The organism is Microbacterium sp. LMI1-1-1.1 (assembly GCF_040815675.1).
Lineage (GTDB): Bacteria > Actinomycetota > Actinomycetes > Actinomycetales > Microbacteriaceae > Microbacterium.
Genome location: NZ_JBFPNN010000008.1, coordinates 579,689 through 595,365 on the forward strand (window position 1 = coordinate 579,689; position 15,677 = coordinate 595,365).

Below are 15,677 nucleotides of genomic sequence, written 5' to 3' on the forward strand. Positions count from 1 at the left end.
AACGACGCGAACCTCGCAGCATCCGTCCGGATCACTGCGAGGTTCGTGCGTTTCTGCGAGCGGCGGGCGGCTCCCCGCCCTGCGAGCTACAGGCGGCTCCCGCCTGCGCGCGCTCCGGCGGTTCAGGTCGTCGCGAGGGCGGTGCGGGCGGAGGCGGTCCGTCTCCGGACGACCACGAGGGTCGTCGCGAGCAGCGCCAGCGCGCCCCAGACGACGAGGGCGGCGACTCCGGCTCCGACCCCGCCGGCCGACGACAGCGCGCCGAGCATCGCGTCGAACGCGGGGGAGGTGGGCAGCAGCGCCGCGACGGCGGTGAAGGCCGGCGGCACGGTCGAGACGATGCTCGCGCCGAGGGCAAGCGCGCCGACCACGGCCGCGAGCCACCGCCCCGCGCCGCCGAAGACGGCGACGAGAGCCTGGTGGACGGCGGCGAAGGCGATGCCGGCGAGCATGCTGACGAGGGCGAACAGGGCCCAGTCCCCCCACCCGTACTGACCGGCGATCTGGACGACGCCCGCGACGAGGAGGCCCTGGGCGGCGCCGATGAGACCGGCGGGGGCGAAGGAGCGCAGCGCGACGAGGGCGGAGGGGCGCCGCGTCGTGAGGGCGCGTGCGGACACGGCCTGGAACGCCACGAACGACCCGAGGCCGCCGAACCAGAGAACCGCCATCGCGAGCAGCGGCACGGCCGAGAGCCCGAACAGCGAGTCCTCGACGCCGGTCGCGGAGACGGGGTCGGCGACGACGTCGGCGAGGCTCGCGGCCTGCGCGTCGGTGTAGGTCGGCAGGGCGGCGACGGCCTGGTCGAGACCGTCGGCGAGCGAGGAGGTCCCGGATGCCACCTGCCCGACGCCGTCGGCGAGCGCGCCCGCTCCGTCCTGCGCGTCGCGGGTGCCGGATGCCAGCTGTTCGGCGCCCGACTGCAGGGCGGATGCACCGCCACTGAGCTGACGGGCGCCGTCGGCGAGGCCGTTCGCGCCGGTGGCGACGCCGTCGATGCCGGTGGCGAGCGTGCCGAGACCGGACTGGGCCTCGCGCGCTCCGCCGGCGATGCCCGCGGCGCCGTCGGCGAGCTGCGCGTTGGCGTCCGCGATCGTGCGGATGCCGGCCGGCAGCTGGGCGGCCTGTCCGGCGAGGGCGCCGATCTGCGCCACGGTCTGCTGGGCGCGCGGGAGCTCCTGGTCCGCACGATCGGCGGCCTGGGCGAGCTGCCCGCACAGGTCGGGGGTGGTGCCGGCGTCGCAGGCGTCGGCCAGACGGCGCAGGTCGGCGGCGGCGGTGACGAGGGCCGCATCCACCTGGGGGGCTGCGTCGGTGATGCCGGTCGCCGTCTGCGCGAACTCCGGCGGGACGGCGTCCGCCAGGGCGCCGATCTGCGTCGCCAGTGCGCGGTTGCCCTCGGCGATGCGATCCGCCCCCGCGGCGAGGTCGCCGATGCCCGCGGCCGCCTCGCGGGTGCCGTCGGCGAGCTGGGCGGCGCCGCCGCCGAGCTGCGACGCTCCGGCGGCGAGCTGGTCGGCCCCGGTGGTGAGCTGTCCGGCACCGTCGGCGAGACCGGCGGCGCCGTCGGCGAGCTGTCCGAGCCCGTCGCGCAGGCTCGTGGCGCCGTCGGTCGCCTGCGACGCCCCGTCGGCGAGCTGGTGGGCGCCCCCCGCGGCCTGACCGAGCTGGTCGCCGAGGGTGGTGAAGCCGAGGAAGACGTTCTGCAGGTACTGGGACGAGAGCTCGCTGCCGAACACGGACGACGCGGTGGATGCGAGCTGCGCGGTGATGGCGCCGTCGACGACGCGGGCGTCGGGGGCGGTCGAGACGCCGATGGTCGCCCGCTCGGGGGTCTCGCCGGGCCGCGTGGACAGGGCGGCGGAGGTGAAGTTGTCGGGGATCGTGACGACGGCCGTGTAGGTGCCGTCGGCGAGGCCGGCCGCTGCGTCGTCGTCGTTCGAGATGACCCAGTCGATGTTGCTGGGCTGGTCCTCCGCGCCGGCGACGAGACCGCCGGTGAGCTGGCGACCGAGGGGGACCGTCTGCCCGTCGAGGGTGACCGGCTCGTCGTCGTTCACGATGGCCGCGGTGATGTTGTCGAGGCGGTCGGTGGGGTTGTAGAGGGCACCGACGAGGATGCCGCCGATGACGGCGGGCAGCAGGAGGACGCCGACGAGCGTCAGCCAGGTGACGGGGCGGCGGCTGCGGGAGCGCTCGACGAGACGGGTCATGCGAACACCTCGAGGATCGAAGAGGAGGAATCGGGGGAGGGCTCGTCGCGCGGGGCGCGACGGGAGGGGAGGGCGACCGCGGCGATGTCGGGGCGTTCCGCGGCGGCCAGCAGGGCGAGGGCGCGTCCCTCGTCGCGGGCGGAGACGACGACCGTCAGGCCGTCGGTCGCGTCGTCGCGGTCCCGCAGGTCACCCGCGGCCCGGCGCAGGGCGCGGGCGACGTCGTCGCGGGCGTCGTCGTCGAGACGGTCCACGTCGGCGAGGACGACGAGGCGCGTCCCACCGGCGAGGGCGCGCCGGACCTCGGGCGCGACGTCGTCGGGGTCGTCGAGGAGGGCGAGGCCGACGCGGGCGCGCACGGCGCCGGCGCGCTCGGGGAGCAGCAGTCCGTCGACGCGGAGCCGTCCGTCGATGCCGGAGAGGCGGCCCGCGAGCGCGAGCAGCAGGGGCCGCGTGACCGCGGTGGCGCCCGTGACGAGCAGCGTCCCGCCGGCGGGCACGCGCAGCGCCACGTCGGCGAACGCCGGCTCCCCGTCGCGGCCGGCGGGGGCGCGCAGCCCATCGGCGGCGACGGCGAGCCCGGGCTCGCCCGGCCAGTCGGCGAGGCCGATCTCGCGTTCCACCGCCTCGCCTTCGACGTCGAGACGCGGCAGCAGGCGGTCCAGCCAGCGGGGCATCCACCACGCCTTCGCGCCGAGGAGAGCCAGGACTGCCGGCACGAGCGTCATGCGGACGAGGAACGCGTCGACGGCGATGCCGACGGCGAGCCCGAGCGCGATGGGCTTGAGGCTGGAGTCGCCCTCGGGGACGAACGCGACGAACACGGCGAACATGATGACGGCGGCGGCGACCACGACGCGCGCGGAGGCGTGGAACCCGCTGCGGACGGCTCCCACGGCCACCTCGCGGGGCGTCCGGTCCTCGCGGTCGGCGTGCACGTAGTCCTCGCGCATGCGCGAGACGAGGAAGACCTGGTAGTCCATCGCGAGGCCGAACAGCACGCCCATCACGACGATGGGCATGAAGCTGATGATCGGGCCGACCTTCGCCACGTGCAGCGCGTCGGCGAACCAGCCCCACTCGAAGACCGCCGCCACGACGCCGAAGGAGGCCGCGACGGAGAGCAGGTAGCCGCCCGCGGCCGTGAGGGGCACCCAGATGGAGCGGAAGACGATCATCAGCAGCACGAGCGAGAGGCCGACGACGAAGATGCCGAAGGGCACGAGCGCGGCGCCGAGCTGGTCGGAGATGTCGATGGTGACGGCGGTGTAGCCGGTGACGAGCAGGCGCACGCCGAACCGGTCGAAGAGCCGGTCCTCCTGCGCACGCAGCTCGCGGACGAGGTCGGCGGTGGCCGGGTCGTCCGGGGCGGTCTCGGGGACGATCTGGACGATCCCGGTGTCGGCGGTCTCGTTGGGGGTGGCGAGGGCGACCTCGGCCACGCCGGGGACCTTCGCGATCTCGTCGCCGATGTCCTGCATGAGGGTCAGCGGGTCGTTCGAGGTGACGATCGTGCCGGTCATGATGAGCGGGCCGTTGGCACCGGGACCGAAGTACTCGTCGGTCAGCTCGTAGGCCGTCCGCGCCTCGTCGCCCTCGGGCACCTGACCGGCGTTCGGCAGCGTCAGGGCGAGGCTGCCGGCGGGGATCGCGGCGACGCCGAGCACGCCGATCACGGCGACCGAGGTGACGATCGGATGCCGGGTGACCAGGCCCACCCAGCGGCGCGCCGTCCCGGGTCGCTCGGTGCGGCGGGCGGCTCGGGCGCTGCGACGCGCACGGCCCTTCGGCCCGAAGCCCCAGCCGACGACGCGCCCCTTCGCGAAGCCGAGCAGCGCGGGCGTGAGCGTGAGCCCCACGCAGACGGCGATCGCGACGGCGACGGACGCCGCGACCCCCATAGTGGTGAGGAACGGGATGCCGGCGAAGCCGAGGCCGATGAGCGCGATCAGCACCGTGATGCCGGCGAAGACGACGGCCGAGCCCGCGGTGCCGGTCGCGCGCGCGGCCGATTCCTCCGGGTCCATGCCGTGCCGGGTCTGGTCCTGATGTCGCGACACGATGAAGAGGGAGTAGTCGATGCCGACGGCGAGGCCCAGCATCACGGCCAGCAGCGGCGTGGTGGAGGAGACCGTGGCGAAGCCCGTGGCGATGAAGATGAGGGCGACCGACAAGGCGACGCCGAGCAGGGCGGTGGCCAGTGGCATCCCGGCCACCAGGAACGAGCGGAACGTCACCATGAGGACGAGGGCCGCGATGACGACGCCCACGGCCTCGGTGATCGAGACGCCGGGGATCTCCGTCGCGAACAGCTGACCGCCGAGCACCGCCTGCGCGCCGGCGGGGAGGGTGGATGCCAGGGTGTCGCGCGCCTGCTCGAGTCCGGTGATCGTGTCGGCGGGGACCTCGGTGGCCTCGCCGTCGAACTGCACCCGGACGATCGCGGCGCGGTCGTCGTCGGAGATGCCGCCCGAGACCATGTCGTCGTAGGGGTCGGTGACGGCGGCGACGAAGTCGAGCGCGCCGATGTCCTGGGTGGCGGTGCCGAGGGCGTCCCGGTAGGTGGGATCCTCGACGGTGGCGCCGTCGGCCGCGACGACGACGATCTCGGCGCTCGCGCCGCTGACCTGTGGGAACGTCCGCGCGAGCATCTCGAGCCCGGCCTGCGACTCGGTCCCGGGGATGGCGAAGGTGTTGTCCGTGCCCTTGGCGAGCAGCGCGACGCCGCCGCCGGCCACGACGAGCACGAGGAGCCAGCCGACGAGGACGCGCCACGGGTGACGGAACGACCAGCGTCCGAGGGTGAAGAGGAAGGTGGACACGGTGGCGGCTCCCACGATCGAGGCGGACAGCTTCGATACATCACCGTATCGGATACAACACTGTATCGTATGAGCCGGGCACCCGACCGGGTCCCGCGGCGAGGGGACGACGGACGATGAGCGAGACGGCTGCGGCGGCGCCGACGCGACGGCGCGAGAACACCCGGACCCGCCTCATGGACGCGGCGGCCGAGGTCTTCGCGGAGGTGGGGATGGATGCCGCCTCCGTCGAGGCCGTGTGCGAGCGCGCCGGCTTCACCCGCGGGGCGTTCTACTCCAACTTCGCGTCGAAGGACGAGCTGTTCCTCGCGCTCTGCGAGCGGTCCGCGGAGACCACGATCGCCGCCGTCCGCGATCGTGTGACGGCGGCGGAGGGCGTCGGCGTCGGCTCCTCGCAGGACGCGCTCCTCCTGGTCCAGGAAGTGCTCGAGGTGTCGGGCAGCGACCGTCTCGACGTGCTGCTCGGGGCGGAGACCCGTCTGCAGGCGCTGCGGAACCCCGACTTCGCGGAGGCCTACCTGGCGTTGAACGCCGCCCTGTCCGAGAGCGTCCTCGAGCTCGTCCGCGACATCGCCCGCACGCGGGGGCTGCAGCTGCGCGTGTCGGCCGAGTCCGCGACCGAACTGCTGCTGGCCGCGTGGGTGTCCGCGAGCGAGCACGCCCTGATGACGGGGCACGACGCCGCGGCATCCCGTGCCCTGCTCGCCGACCGGCTGTCGCAGATCGTCCGGCTGATCCTCGGCTAGCCCTCCGCCCGAAGGAGGTCATGGCACCGCTCGAGGCGCGCGAGCCACCAGTCGCGCCGGTCCGCGCTCGCCGCGACGCGGTCCAGCTCGGCGTCGGTGGGTCGCGGGCGCACGAGGGGGAGCAGGCCGTCCCGGGCGACGAGGGGGTCGGCCACGACGTCCGCGGTGAACAGCGAGGCGGTGCCCAGCCCGCAGTCGTGCGCGAGCGTCGGCAACGCCGCGGCGAGGGCGGCGCCCATCGCCAGACCGACCGAGGTGTCCAGGGCGCTGGAGACGACCGCCGGAAGTCCGGCCTCGGCGACGACGCGCAGCGCCCGATGGATGCCGCCGAGCGGCTGGGCCTTGATGACGAGGAGGTCCGCGGCGCCGGCGCGGGCCACCCGCAGCGGGTCGTCCGCCTTGCGGACGCTCTCGTCCGCGGCGACGGGGATGTCGAGGTAGCCGATGCGCTCCCGCAGCTGTGCGAGCTCGTCGATCTCCGCACACGGCTGCTCGACGTACTCCAGGTCGAACTCGGCCAGCGCGTGGACGGCGCGCTCGGCCTCGTCGACGTTCCAGCCGCCGTTCGCGTCGATCCGGACGCGACCCTCCGGTCCCAGCCGGCGGCGCACGGCGCGCACGCGGGCGACGTCGTCTGCGAGCACCTGTCCGCGCTCGGCGACCTTCACCTTGGCGGTGCGGCATCCGTCGAACCGGTCGAGCACGGCGTCGACCCGGTCCGCGGCGACCGCGGGCACGGTGGCGTTGACGGGCACGGCCGTGCGCACGGTCGGCGGGGCGGGCGTCCAGCCGAAGTCGAGGGCACCGGCGAGCCAGGTGGCGGCCTCGCGGTCGCCGTACTCGACGAAGGGGGAGAACTCCGTCCACCCCTCCGGGCCCTCCAGCAGGACCGCCTCGCGCGTCTCGACACCGCGGAACCGCGTCACGAGGGGGAGGGTCACGACCCGCGCGGTCGCGAGGAGGGCGTCCAGCGGGGGGAGGGCGGCGGTGCTCATCCCCTCATCCTGTCGCGTGGAGGCCGTCCGCGTCAGCCGCCCGCAGCCGGGGACACGGGAATAGGCTGGCCGCATGCTCTTCGACACCCCGGTCCGGCTCGGCGTCCAGATCCAGCCGCAGCACGTCCAGTACTCCGACATCCGCGACGCCGTCCTCCGTCTGGAGGAGATGGGCGTCGACATCCTGTTCAACTGGGACCACTTCTTCCCGCTCTACGGCGACCCGGACGGCGAGCACTTCGAGGCGTGGACCATGCTCGCCGCGTGGGCCGAGCAGACCGAGCGCGTCGAGTTCGGCGCCCTGGTCAACTGCAACAGCTACCGCAACGCGGACCTGCAGGCCGACATGGCCCGCACGATCGACCACATCAGCAAGAAGGGCGGCGACACCGGCCGCTTCATCTTCGGCACCGGCTCCGGCTGGTTCGAGCGCGACTACGACGAGTACGGCTACGAGTTCGGCACCGCCGGGTCCCGCCTCAACGCGCTCGCGACGGACCTCGACCGCATCGTCGCGCGGTGGGGCAAGCTCAACCCGACGCCGACCCGCGGCATCCCGGTCATGATCGGCGGCAAGGGCGAGCAGAAGACGCTCCGCATCGTGGCGCGTCACGCCGACATCTGGCACAGCTTCGTCACCCCCGACGAGCTGCCGCACAAGCTGGGCGTCATCGAGCGCTGGGCCGAGACGGAGGGGCGCGACCTGTCGGGTCTCGTCGTCTCGAACGAGCTGAAGGACCGGGACGAGTCCGACGCCGACGCGCTGTTCGACGCCGGGACCCGCTTGTTCACGCTCGGCTTCTCGGGTCCGGACTGGGACTACTCGATCGTGGAGCGGTGGCTCGCCTGGCGCGACGCGAAGAACGCCTGAGCCGGTGACCGTCTCCGACATCTTCGACCCTGACGAGTGGGTCCCGGCGCCCGGGGCGGAGCGCTACACCGACATCACCGCGCACGTCACGCACGACGGCCGGGTCGCCCGCATCGCGTTCGACCGTCCGGAGGTGCGCAACGCCTTCCGTCCGCACACGGTCGACGAGCTGTATACGGCGCTCGACATCGCGCGGCAGGACCCGCGGATCGGCGTCGTGCTGCTCACGGGCAACGGGCCGAGCCCCAAGGACGGCGGCTGGGCGTTCTGCTCCGGCGGCGACCAGCGCATCCGCGGACGCGACGGCTACAAGTACTCCGACGAGGAGGGCGCCGTCGGCGACCCCGCGCGCGCCGGGCGCCTGCACATCCTCGAGGTGCAGCGGCTCATCCGCTTCATGCCGAAGGTCGTCATCGCGGTCGTGCCGGGCTGGGCCGCGGGCGGCGGCCACTCGCTCAACGTCGTGTGCGACCTGTCGATCGCCAGCGCCGAGCACGGGCGGTTCAAGCAGACGGATGCCGATGTCGGCTCGTTCGACGCCGGCTACGGCTCCGCCTACTTCGCCCGACAGATCGGGCAGAAGTTCGCTCGCGAGATCTTCTTCCTCGCGGAGGAGTACTCGGCGCAGCGCGCGTACGAGATGGGGGCGGTCAACCGCGTCGTCCCGCACGCCGAGCTCGAGCGCGAGGCGCTCGGGATGGCCCGTACCATCCTCACGAAGTCGCCGACGGCCATCCGCATGCTCAAGTACGCGTTCAACGCGGTCGACGACGGTCTGGTGGGCCAGCAGCTCTTCGCGGGCGAGGCCACGCGACTGGCGTACGGCACCGACGAGGCCGCGGAGGGGCGCGACTCCTTCCTCGAGAAGCGGGCTCCCGACTGGTCCGGCGTCCCGTGGCACTTCTGATCCCCGGACCCGGTTCGGCAGGGGCGCGGCAGGCGACCGTCGGATGCCGCCCCGGCGGAGCGCGGTGAGACTCGCGGCCCCGTCGTCCTCGGACGCGCGCGACGTCCTGCGGGCGTTGCGCGCGGCCGTGTTCGGCGCCGGGCCGGCGGTGGCACTGGGGGGCGCGGACCTGCCGGACGAGGTGCCGCCCGGCACGGCGGTGGTCGTGACGACGTCCGGTTCGACGGGGGTGCCCAAGTCGGTGGCGCTCAGCCGGAACGCCCTGCTGGCGAGCGCGTTCGCGACCTCCGCGCGGATCGGCGAGGGGGCGTGGCTGCTCGCGGTGCCGGCGACCTACGTGGCGGGGGTGCAGGTGCTCGTGCGGGCGCTCGCCGCGGAGCGGGAGCCGGGGGTGCTGGCCGGGTCGTTCCGTCCGGACGCGTTCGCGGCGGCCGCGCTCGGCCTGGTGTCGCACGAGAACGGCGCGCGCGTGCCCACGTACACCTCGCTCGTCCCGGCGCAGCTGCAGCGGCTGCTGGACGCGGCGGACGAGGATCCCCAGGTCGCGGAGGCGCTGCGGTCGTTCGAGCGCATCCTCGTCGGCGGCCAGGCGCTGCCCCCGGCGACCCGGGAGCGGGCGGCGGGTCTCGGCGCACGGATCGTCCGCACCTACGGCTCGACCGAGACGAGCGGCGGGTGCGTCTACGACGGGGTCCCGCTCGACGGCGTCGAGGTCGCGATCGTCGACGGGGAGGTCCGGCTCACCGGTCCGACTCTCGCCGACGGGTACCTGGGCGAGCCGGCCCGGACGGCGGAGATCTTCCCGACGGATGCCGCCGGAGTGCGCTGGTATCGCACCGGTGACGCCGGCGAGCTGACGGACGGGGTGCTGCGGGTCACCGGTCGTCTCGACAACGTCATCGTCTCGGGCGGCGTGAACGTGTCGCTGGACCGGGTGGAGGCGGTGGTCCGCGGCATCCCGGGTCTGGAGACGGCCGTGGTCGTCCCGGTCGAGGACGCGACGTGGGGGCAGGGCTCGGCCGTGGTCGCCGTCGGTGCGGGACCGGCCGACGCGCTCCTCCGGCGGGTGCGGGACGCCGTCGGGCTCGAGGTGGGGCGACCGGCCCGTCCGTCGCGCGTCGTCCTGGTCGAGGAGATGCCCGTGCTGTCGTCGGGCAAGCCGGACCGCGCGCTGCTGCGTCGTCGTCTGGCGGCCGGGGCGGCATAAACTGACCCCTCGTGGCAGCACAGTCTCGCAAGCGTTCCCAGCCCGTGAAGCGTCGGCGCGTCGGCGGTGACCCGTCGAAGCCGAAGGTCGCGTCGCCGGCGGCGGTCGCTCCCGCGACGGCCCGGGACTGGATCGGCGCCGCGCGACTGCGGACGCTGCCGCTGGCCATCACGCCGGTGCTCATCGGCTCGGGCGCGGCGACGCTGGTCGATCCCGCGCTGCACTGGGTGATCGCCCTCGCGTGCCTCGCGGTCGCCGTGTCGCTGCAGATCGGCGTCAACTACGCGAACGACTACAGCGACGGCGTGCGCGGCACGGACGACGTGCGCGTGGGTCCGGCCCGTCTGACGGGGGCCGGCAAGGCCCGCCCGCGCACGGTGCTCATCGTCGCGTTCTCGTTCTTCGCCCTCGCGGCTCTCGTCGGTCTCGCGCTGGTCATCCGGACGCAGCAGTGGTGGCTGCTGCTGGTCGGGGCCGCGTGCATCGTCGCGGCGTACTTCTACACCGGCGGCAAGCGGCCGTACGGCTACAACGCGCTCGGCGAGGTGTTCGTCTTCGTGTTCTTCGGCCTGGTCGCCACCCTCGGGACGACGTGGCTGCAGGTGCGGGCGCTGCCGCAGGAGGCCTGGCTCGGAGCGGTGGCCGCGGGACTGCTGGCCTGCGCGGTGCTTCTGGTGAACAACCTGCGCGACATCGACCAGGACCGCCTTGCGGGCAAGCGCACCCTGTCGGTCCTCATCGGCCGCACGGCGACGCGGGTGCTGTTCACGGTGTTCGTGCTGGTGCCGTTCGCGATCTCCGCGTTCCTGGCGCTGATCTTCCCGGTCGCGTGGCTGACGCTCATCGCCCTGCTCGGGGGACTGTCGGCGATCCTCATCGTGTGGACCTACCGCGTGCCGCGCGAGCTGATCACGGCGCTGCAGGTCACGAGCCTCACGTCGGTCGCCTACGGTGCCCTGCTGTTCTGGGCGTTCCTCGCGGTCTGAGCGCGCGCAGGCTCAGCGCCGGCCGGCTCCGCGCCAGCTCAGCGCTGGTCGTCGGGGCGGCTGCGGTCGACCACGGCGTCCTCGACGTCGGCGTCGGCCTCCGCGGCGCTCCGGCGCTCGCGGTTCTCGGCCCTGCGGGCGGCGTTGCGCTCGGCGAGCCCGCCGGTGACCTGGTCGAGCGGTCGACGCAGGAGGAGCAGCGACAGGCTCAGGCCGATGAGGGCCGCGAAGACGGCGGCCAGCCAGGGCAGCTCCTGGAACACCGGGAACAGCAGGAGGATGCCGAGCGGGATCAGGAACGCGAGCAGCCGCAGCACGGTGTAGACCAGGGCGGAGCGGGCACGCATTCGACCATTCTACGGCGGTCGGCGGACCTGTCGGCGTCCGGCCCCTGTCCAGCCGGCGCACGTAGGATTGGGGCATGGCACGGCTGTTGCTGATTCTGGCGCTCGTGGCGACCGCCTTCTGGGTCTACACGATCGTCGACTGCGCCGTGCAACCGGCCGGGCGTCACCGCGGGGTGAGCAAGGCGGCATGGATGGTCATCGTGATCGTCCTGCCCGTGCTCGGCGGCATCCTGTGGTTCCTCATCGGTCGTGGTCGCGCGAGCCGTCCCACGGCGGCCCGCCGCGCGCCGGACGACGACCCGGAGTTCCTGCGGGGCATGTCGGCGAGCGCCCGCGCCGAGCAGGACGAGCGGATCCGCCGCCTCGAGGAGGAGCTCGCGCAGCTGGACTCCCAGGCCGACGACCCGCGCCCGCAGACGCCTCCGCCCGCACCCGGGACGGCGTCCTCCGACGACCCCGACGACCCCGGCAAGGGCGACGACGACTCCCGCGGTCAGCGCGGCGCCGTCGGCTGAGCCGTGGGTTCTCCCGCACCTCGCGACGCCGCCCCGTCGACCGATGCGGCGGCGGCGCTGCTGTCGGGGCTGGTGGCCCGCGGCATCCGTCATCTCGTCGTCAGCCCGGGCTCGCGCTCGCAAGCCCTGGCCCTCGCCGCGGCGGAGCTCGAGGCCGCGGGTCTCGTGTCGCTGCACGTCCGGATCGACGAGCGGGTGGCCGGGTTCACCGCTCTCGGGATCGGTCGGGAGACCGGGATGCCGGCGGCTGTCATCTGCACGTCCGGGACCGCGGTGGCCAATCTGCTGCCCGCCGCGCTCGAGGCGCACCATTCCGGCGTCCCGCTCCTGCTGCTGACGGGCGACCGGCCGCCGGAGCTGCGCGGCATCGGGGCGAACCAGACGACGCGTCAGCCGGGGCTGTTCCACACGGCGGTGCGGTGGGAGGCGGACCTCCCCGTGCCGGTCGCGACGGACGACGACGGCGACGGGGCGCAGACCCGCGAGTTGGACGCCGTCGCCGCGACGGCGCTGGCCGCCGCCCTCGGGGCCGGGGCGCGGGCAGCGGGCCCGGTGCATCTGAACGTCCCGCTGCGCGAGCCCCTGGCCGGGGCCGCCCCGGCATGGATGACCGTGCGCGCGGCGGGGAGCGCCCCCGCGGACGAGAGCGTCGAGGACGGCGACGACGCCGAGGCATCCGGGGCCCACTATCAGGGCGGCGGGGGCATCGGGATCGCGGACGCGGCTCCCGGGCTCGAGGACGCGCACGTGCTCGACCACGGTCCGCGCACCGTGGTGGTCGCCGGAGCCGATGCAGGTCCGGGCGCCGAGGAGCTCGCGCACCGCGGCGGATTCCCCCTCATCGCGGAGATCGTGAGCGGCGCACGGTTCGGGCGTCAGGTCGTCCACGGGTATCGCGCGCTGCTGCGCGACCCGGAGCTGGGCGGACGCATCGAGCGGGTCGTGGTCTTCGGGCATCCGACGCTGAGCCGCGAGGTCGCCCGGCTGCTCGGGCAGCCCGACGTCGAGGTCCTCGCCGTGCGGGGTCCCGGCGAGGCGGTGAACCTGAACGGCGCGACGGTGGGGGTGGATGCCGTCCGGATCGGGTCCGGGGAGTCCGATCGGTCGTGGCTCGGGGCGTGGATGCGCGCATCGCGCGCCGCTGCCGTGGACCTGTCGCCGCGCGCGCCGGATGCCGACGGCCTGTCGTCGGCGGTGCCGCAGCAGCGTCTCGGGGCGATCAACGCCGAGGTGGAGGTCATGCGCGCCCCGCTGGACCGGGCGACGCTCGTCGACGCGCTGTGGCGGGCGACGTGGCCGCACGACCGACTCGTGTTCGGCTCGTCGCGTCTCGTGCGCGTGGCCGATGAGGTGCTCGGCGGCAAGAAGGTCGCGGTGCATGCGAACCGGGGGCTCGCGGGTATCGACGGCACCGTCGCGACCGCGACCGGCGTGGCGCTGGCCAGTCAGGCCGGCGGCCGGCCGGGGGTGACGCGGCTGCTGCTCGGCGACCTGGCGTTCCTGCACGACGCCGGTGCGCTGCTGCTCCCGCCGGGGGAGGAGGAGCCGCGGCTGCAGGTCGTCGTGGGCAACGACGGGGGCGGGACGATCTTCGACGGTCTCGAGGTCGCCGGCGTCGCAGGCGAGGACGCGATGCGGCGCGTGCAGTACACCCCGCAGACGGTCCGCCTGGAGCAGCTCGCGCTGGCCCTCGGCTGGGAGTACCACCGGGTGACGACGCGCGTGGCCCTGGACCAGGTGCTCACCGCGTCGGTCGGCGGCCGCCAGCTGATCGAGGTGCCGCTGCCCCGGTGACGCAGGGAGCCCTCCCGCGCCTGCCCCGCAGCGCCCTTGCCGCGCCGACCGGCCGCGGGTCAAGGGCGTGGTGGGCGAGTGACGCACCGGCCACCATGGGGCGATGAGCAAGAGCAGATGGTCCACCCCCGCCACCGACGCGCTGCGCATCGAGCCCGGCTTCCGTCTCGCCGACATCGACACGCGGTCGACGCCCGGGTACGACGGCACGAAGTCGCACGCCGCGGAGGCGCTGGCCGCCGGCGCGGCACCGTTGTCGGATCTGCAGGAGCGCCTCTTCGCGCAGAGCGTCGCGAGGACCGCCACCGGGTCGGTGCTGCTGGTGCTGCAGGCGATGGACACCGCCGGCAAGGGCGGCATCGTCCGGCACGTGGTGGGCTCCGTCGATCCGCAGGGCGTCGAGCTGGCCTCGTTCAAGAAGCCGACCGCCGAGGAGCTGGAGCACGACTTCCTCTGGCGGATCGAGAAGCGCCTGCCCGATGCGGGACGCATCGGGGTGTTCGACCGCTCGCACTACGAGGACGTGCTCATCGGCCGGGTGCGTCGGCTCGCACCGGAGGACGAGATCGAACGCCGGTACAGCGCGATCGTCGGCTTCGAGGCGGAGGCCGCCGCGATGGGGATCCGCCTCGTCAAGGTGATGCTGCACATCTCGAAGGACGAGCAGCGCGACCGTCTGGCCCGGCGGCTGGACCGCCCCGACAAGCACTGGAAGTACAACCCGGCGGACGTCGACGAGCGTCAGCTCTGGGACGAGTACATGGATGCCTATCAGGTGGCCATCGATCGGACGTCGACTCCCGTGGCTCCGTGGCACGTCATCCCGGCGGACCGGAAGTGGTACGCCCGGCTCGCGGTGCAGCAGCTGCTGATCGACGCGCTGGAGGACATCGGCCCGAGCTGGCCGGAGGCGGAGTACGACGTCGAGGAGGAGAAGAAGCGGCTCGCGGCATCCTGACGACGCTCCTCCCGCCGCGTCAGGCCAGCGCCTCGATGATGGGCCGGAACTTGACCCGCGTCTCGAGCAGCTCGGATTCGGGATCGCTGTCGGCGATGATCCCGGCGCCCGCGTAGGCGGTGATGGGGGCGGTGGGCGATGTCGGCGCGGCGCGGTCGACCTGGGCGCACCGCAGGGCGATCGCCCATTCGCCGTCTCCGGACGCGCCGATCCACCCCACGGCGCCGGCGTAGCGTCCGCGGTCGAACGGCTCGAGCTCGCGGATGACGTCCATGGCGCGGTCGGTGGGCGTGCCGGCGACCGCGGCGGTCGGGTGCAGGACCGACACGAGGTCGAGCGAGGAGGCGTGCGCGGAGAGCTCGCCCTCGACGTCGGTGGCGAGGTGCCAGACGTTCGGCAGCTTGAGGGTGAACGGTTGCTCGGCGGCGGCGAGGGCGGACGTGTGCGGGCGCAGCGACGCGAGGACGCTCTGGACGGCGAAGCGGTGCTCCTCCTGGTCCTTGGCGCTCTCGGTGAGGGCGAGGGCGGCGGCTGCGTCGGTGTCGGCGTCACCGCCGCGCGCGGTCGTCCCGGCGAGGACGCGGGCGGTGACGGTGCCCCGGGACACGGTGACCAGCGTCTCGGGGCTCGCCCCGATGAGCCCGTCGACGGCGAAGATCCAGCAGTCGGGGTAGCCCTCCAGGAGGGAGCGGACCAGGCGGCGCAGGTCGGATCCCGCGGGGATCGTCCCGGCGATGTCGCGGGCGATGACGACCTTGTCCAGCTCGCGGGCCGAGATGAGGTCGATCGCCTTCTGGACGGCATCCTGGTATCCGCCCGCCGTGAGGCGCCCCGGACCGAAGGACGCGGCCCAGTGGGGGCCGAAGGGGGAGCGCGGCGGGAGCTCGGGCTCGGGCTCGTCGGGGGTGTCGTCGAAGGCGAGGCGCGTCACCCAGGCGCGTCCGCTGTGACGGCCGACGATCATGCCGGGCACGCGCAGCACGCTCTCGCGCTCCGAGCGCGGGTCGAAGACGAACGAGCCGAAAGCGACCAGTCCGGACCCCGGCAGGCCCACCGGGTCGTCGATCTCGGCCGCGGCGGCGATGGCCCGCCAGCGGTCGGCGATGGAGACGTCCCCGATCCGGGAGCCGGGGAAGCGGAGCGTCAGCAGGTCGCCGAAGGCGGCGAGGGACTCCCCGCGCCGGCTCCAGAAGAGGGGGTCGTACGGCGTCGTGTACGCCAGCACGTCCTCCATGGGGGGAAGTTCGCGCGTCACGACGCGCAGGCGCGGCACGGCGTCATCCGCGGCGGTGGTCACCCGTTCACCCTAGACCCGC

13 protein-coding genes are annotated in these 15,677 nt (G+C 74.0%); 8 read left to right on the plus strand and 5 right to left on the minus strand.

The features are described from left to right. Positions 1–122: 122 nt before the first annotated feature. Both MRBLMI1_RS12250 and MRBLMI1_RS12255 read right to left on the minus strand, forming a co-directional pair. Complete coding sequence (locus MRBLMI1_RS12250) at positions 123–2,213, minus strand: YhgE/Pip domain-containing protein (protein ID WP_367733255.1); 2,091 nt, start codon at positions 2,211–2,213, stop codon at positions 123–125. Beyond that, positions 2,210–5,035 carry an MMPL family transporter gene (locus tag MRBLMI1_RS12255; protein ID WP_367733689.1) on the minus strand — a complete coding sequence of 942 codons (2,826 nt, stop codon included), beginning with the start codon at positions 5,033–5,035 and terminating at the stop codon, positions 2,210–2,212. Before MRBLMI1_RS12255 ends, MRBLMI1_RS12250 begins: the two co-directional genes overlap by 4 nt. Positions 5,036–5,151: 116 nt before the next feature. Between MRBLMI1_RS12255 and MRBLMI1_RS12260 the strand changes: the two genes are divergently transcribed. Then, a complete protein-coding gene (locus MRBLMI1_RS12260) occupies positions 5,152–5,781 on the plus strand; it encodes a TetR family transcriptional regulator (RefSeq protein WP_367733257.1) in 630 nt (209 codons plus the stop codon). Here the strand turns inward: MRBLMI1_RS12260 and MRBLMI1_RS12265 are convergent. Beyond that, entirely contained in the window at positions 5,778–6,776 is a 999-nt protein-coding gene (locus MRBLMI1_RS12265) for an o-succinylbenzoate synthase (protein WP_367733258.1), read from the minus strand. The two genes, MRBLMI1_RS12260 and MRBLMI1_RS12265, sit on opposite strands and share 4 nt — an antisense overlap. Before the next feature lie 73 nt (positions 6,777–6,849). On the opposite strand from MRBLMI1_RS12265, the gene MRBLMI1_RS12270 reads away from it, so the two are divergent. From MRBLMI1_RS12270 to MRBLMI1_RS12285, 4 genes are all read left to right on the plus strand, one after another. Next, a complete protein-coding gene (locus MRBLMI1_RS12270) occupies positions 6,850–7,647 on the plus strand; it encodes an LLM class F420-dependent oxidoreductase (protein WP_367733266.1) in 798 nt (265 codons plus the stop codon). 4 nt (positions 7,648–7,651) lie between these two features. Next, the gene (locus MRBLMI1_RS12275; protein WP_367733268.1) at positions 7,652–8,554 is read left to right on the plus strand and encodes a 1,4-dihydroxy-2-naphthoyl-CoA synthase; all 903 of its coding nucleotides are present in this window, start codon (positions 7,652–7,654) and stop codon (positions 8,552–8,554) included. 64 nt (positions 8,555–8,618) lie between these two features. Further along, entirely contained in the window at positions 8,619–9,761 is a 1,143-nt protein-coding gene (locus MRBLMI1_RS12280) for an AMP-binding protein (protein ID WP_367733270.1), read from the plus strand. An 11-nt stretch (positions 9,762–9,772) separates the two neighbouring features. Then, positions 9,773–10,747 carry a 1,4-dihydroxy-2-naphthoate polyprenyltransferase gene (locus MRBLMI1_RS12285; RefSeq protein ID WP_367733274.1) on the plus strand — a complete coding sequence of 325 codons (975 nt, stop codon included), beginning with the start codon at positions 9,773–9,775 and terminating at the stop codon, positions 10,745–10,747. Between the two features lie 38 nt (positions 10,748–10,785). Here MRBLMI1_RS12285 and MRBLMI1_RS12290 read toward each other — a convergent pair whose 3' ends face one another. After that, positions 10,786–11,094, minus strand: a complete 309-nt coding sequence (locus MRBLMI1_RS12290; protein WP_367733276.1) for a DUF4229 domain-containing protein — start codon at positions 11,092–11,094, stop codon at positions 10,786–10,788. A gap of 74 nt (positions 11,095–11,168) precedes the next feature. Between MRBLMI1_RS12290 and MRBLMI1_RS12295 the strand changes: the two genes are divergently transcribed. The 3 genes from MRBLMI1_RS12295 (at position 11,169) to MRBLMI1_RS12305 (ending at position 14,361) form a co-directional block, all read left to right on the plus strand. Then, positions 11,169–11,609 (plus strand): PLD nuclease N-terminal domain-containing protein, encoded by a 441-nt coding sequence (locus tag MRBLMI1_RS12295; RefSeq protein WP_367733279.1) that lies wholly within the window; start codon positions 11,169–11,171, stop codon positions 11,607–11,609. A gap of 3 nt (positions 11,610–11,612) precedes the next feature. Beyond that, positions 11,613–13,403 (plus strand): 2-succinyl-5-enolpyruvyl-6-hydroxy-3-cyclohexene-1-carboxylic-acid synthase, encoded by a 1,791-nt coding sequence (gene menD, locus MRBLMI1_RS12300; protein ID WP_367733281.1) that lies wholly within the window; start codon positions 11,613–11,615, stop codon positions 13,401–13,403. A gap of 103 nt (positions 13,404–13,506) precedes the next feature. Next, positions 13,507–14,361 carry a PPK2 family polyphosphate kinase gene (locus tag MRBLMI1_RS12305; RefSeq protein ID WP_367733283.1) on the plus strand — a complete coding sequence of 285 codons (855 nt, stop codon included), beginning with the start codon at positions 13,507–13,509 and terminating at the stop codon, positions 14,359–14,361. A 19-nt stretch (positions 14,362–14,380) separates the two neighbouring features. Here the strand turns inward: MRBLMI1_RS12305 and MRBLMI1_RS12310 are convergent, their stop codons facing one another. Next, positions 14,381–15,658: an isochorismate synthase gene (locus MRBLMI1_RS12310; protein WP_367733285.1), complete on the minus strand. Its 1,278-nt coding sequence runs from the start codon at positions 15,656–15,658 to the stop codon at positions 14,381–14,383. Positions 15,659–15,677 lie beyond the last annotated feature (19 nt).

Coding starts and splice junctions, on each gene's coding strand:
- MRBLMI1_RS12250 (WP_367733255.1), bottom strand. CDS start 2,213: ATGACCCGTCTCGTCGAGCGCTCCCGCAGCCGCCGCCCCGTCACCTGG.
- MRBLMI1_RS12260 (WP_367733257.1), top strand. CDS start 5,152: ATGAGCGAGACGGCTGCGGCGGCGCCGACGCGACGGCGCGAGAACACC.
- MRBLMI1_RS12265 (WP_367733258.1), bottom strand. CDS start 6,776: ATGAGCACCGCCGCCCTCCCCCCGCTGGACGCCCTCCTCGCGACCGCG.
- MRBLMI1_RS12270 (WP_367733266.1), top strand. CDS start 6,850: ATGCTCTTCGACACCCCGGTCCGGCTCGGCGTCCAGATCCAGCCGCAG.
- MRBLMI1_RS12290 (WP_367733276.1), bottom strand. CDS start 11,094: ATGCGTGCCCGCTCCGCCCTGGTCTACACCGTGCTGCGGCTGCTCGCG.
- MRBLMI1_RS12295 (WP_367733279.1), top strand. CDS start 11,169: ATGGCACGGCTGTTGCTGATTCTGGCGCTCGTGGCGACCGCCTTCTGG.
- MRBLMI1_RS12305 (WP_367733283.1), top strand. CDS start 13,507: ATGAGCAAGAGCAGATGGTCCACCCCCGCCACCGACGCGCTGCGCATC.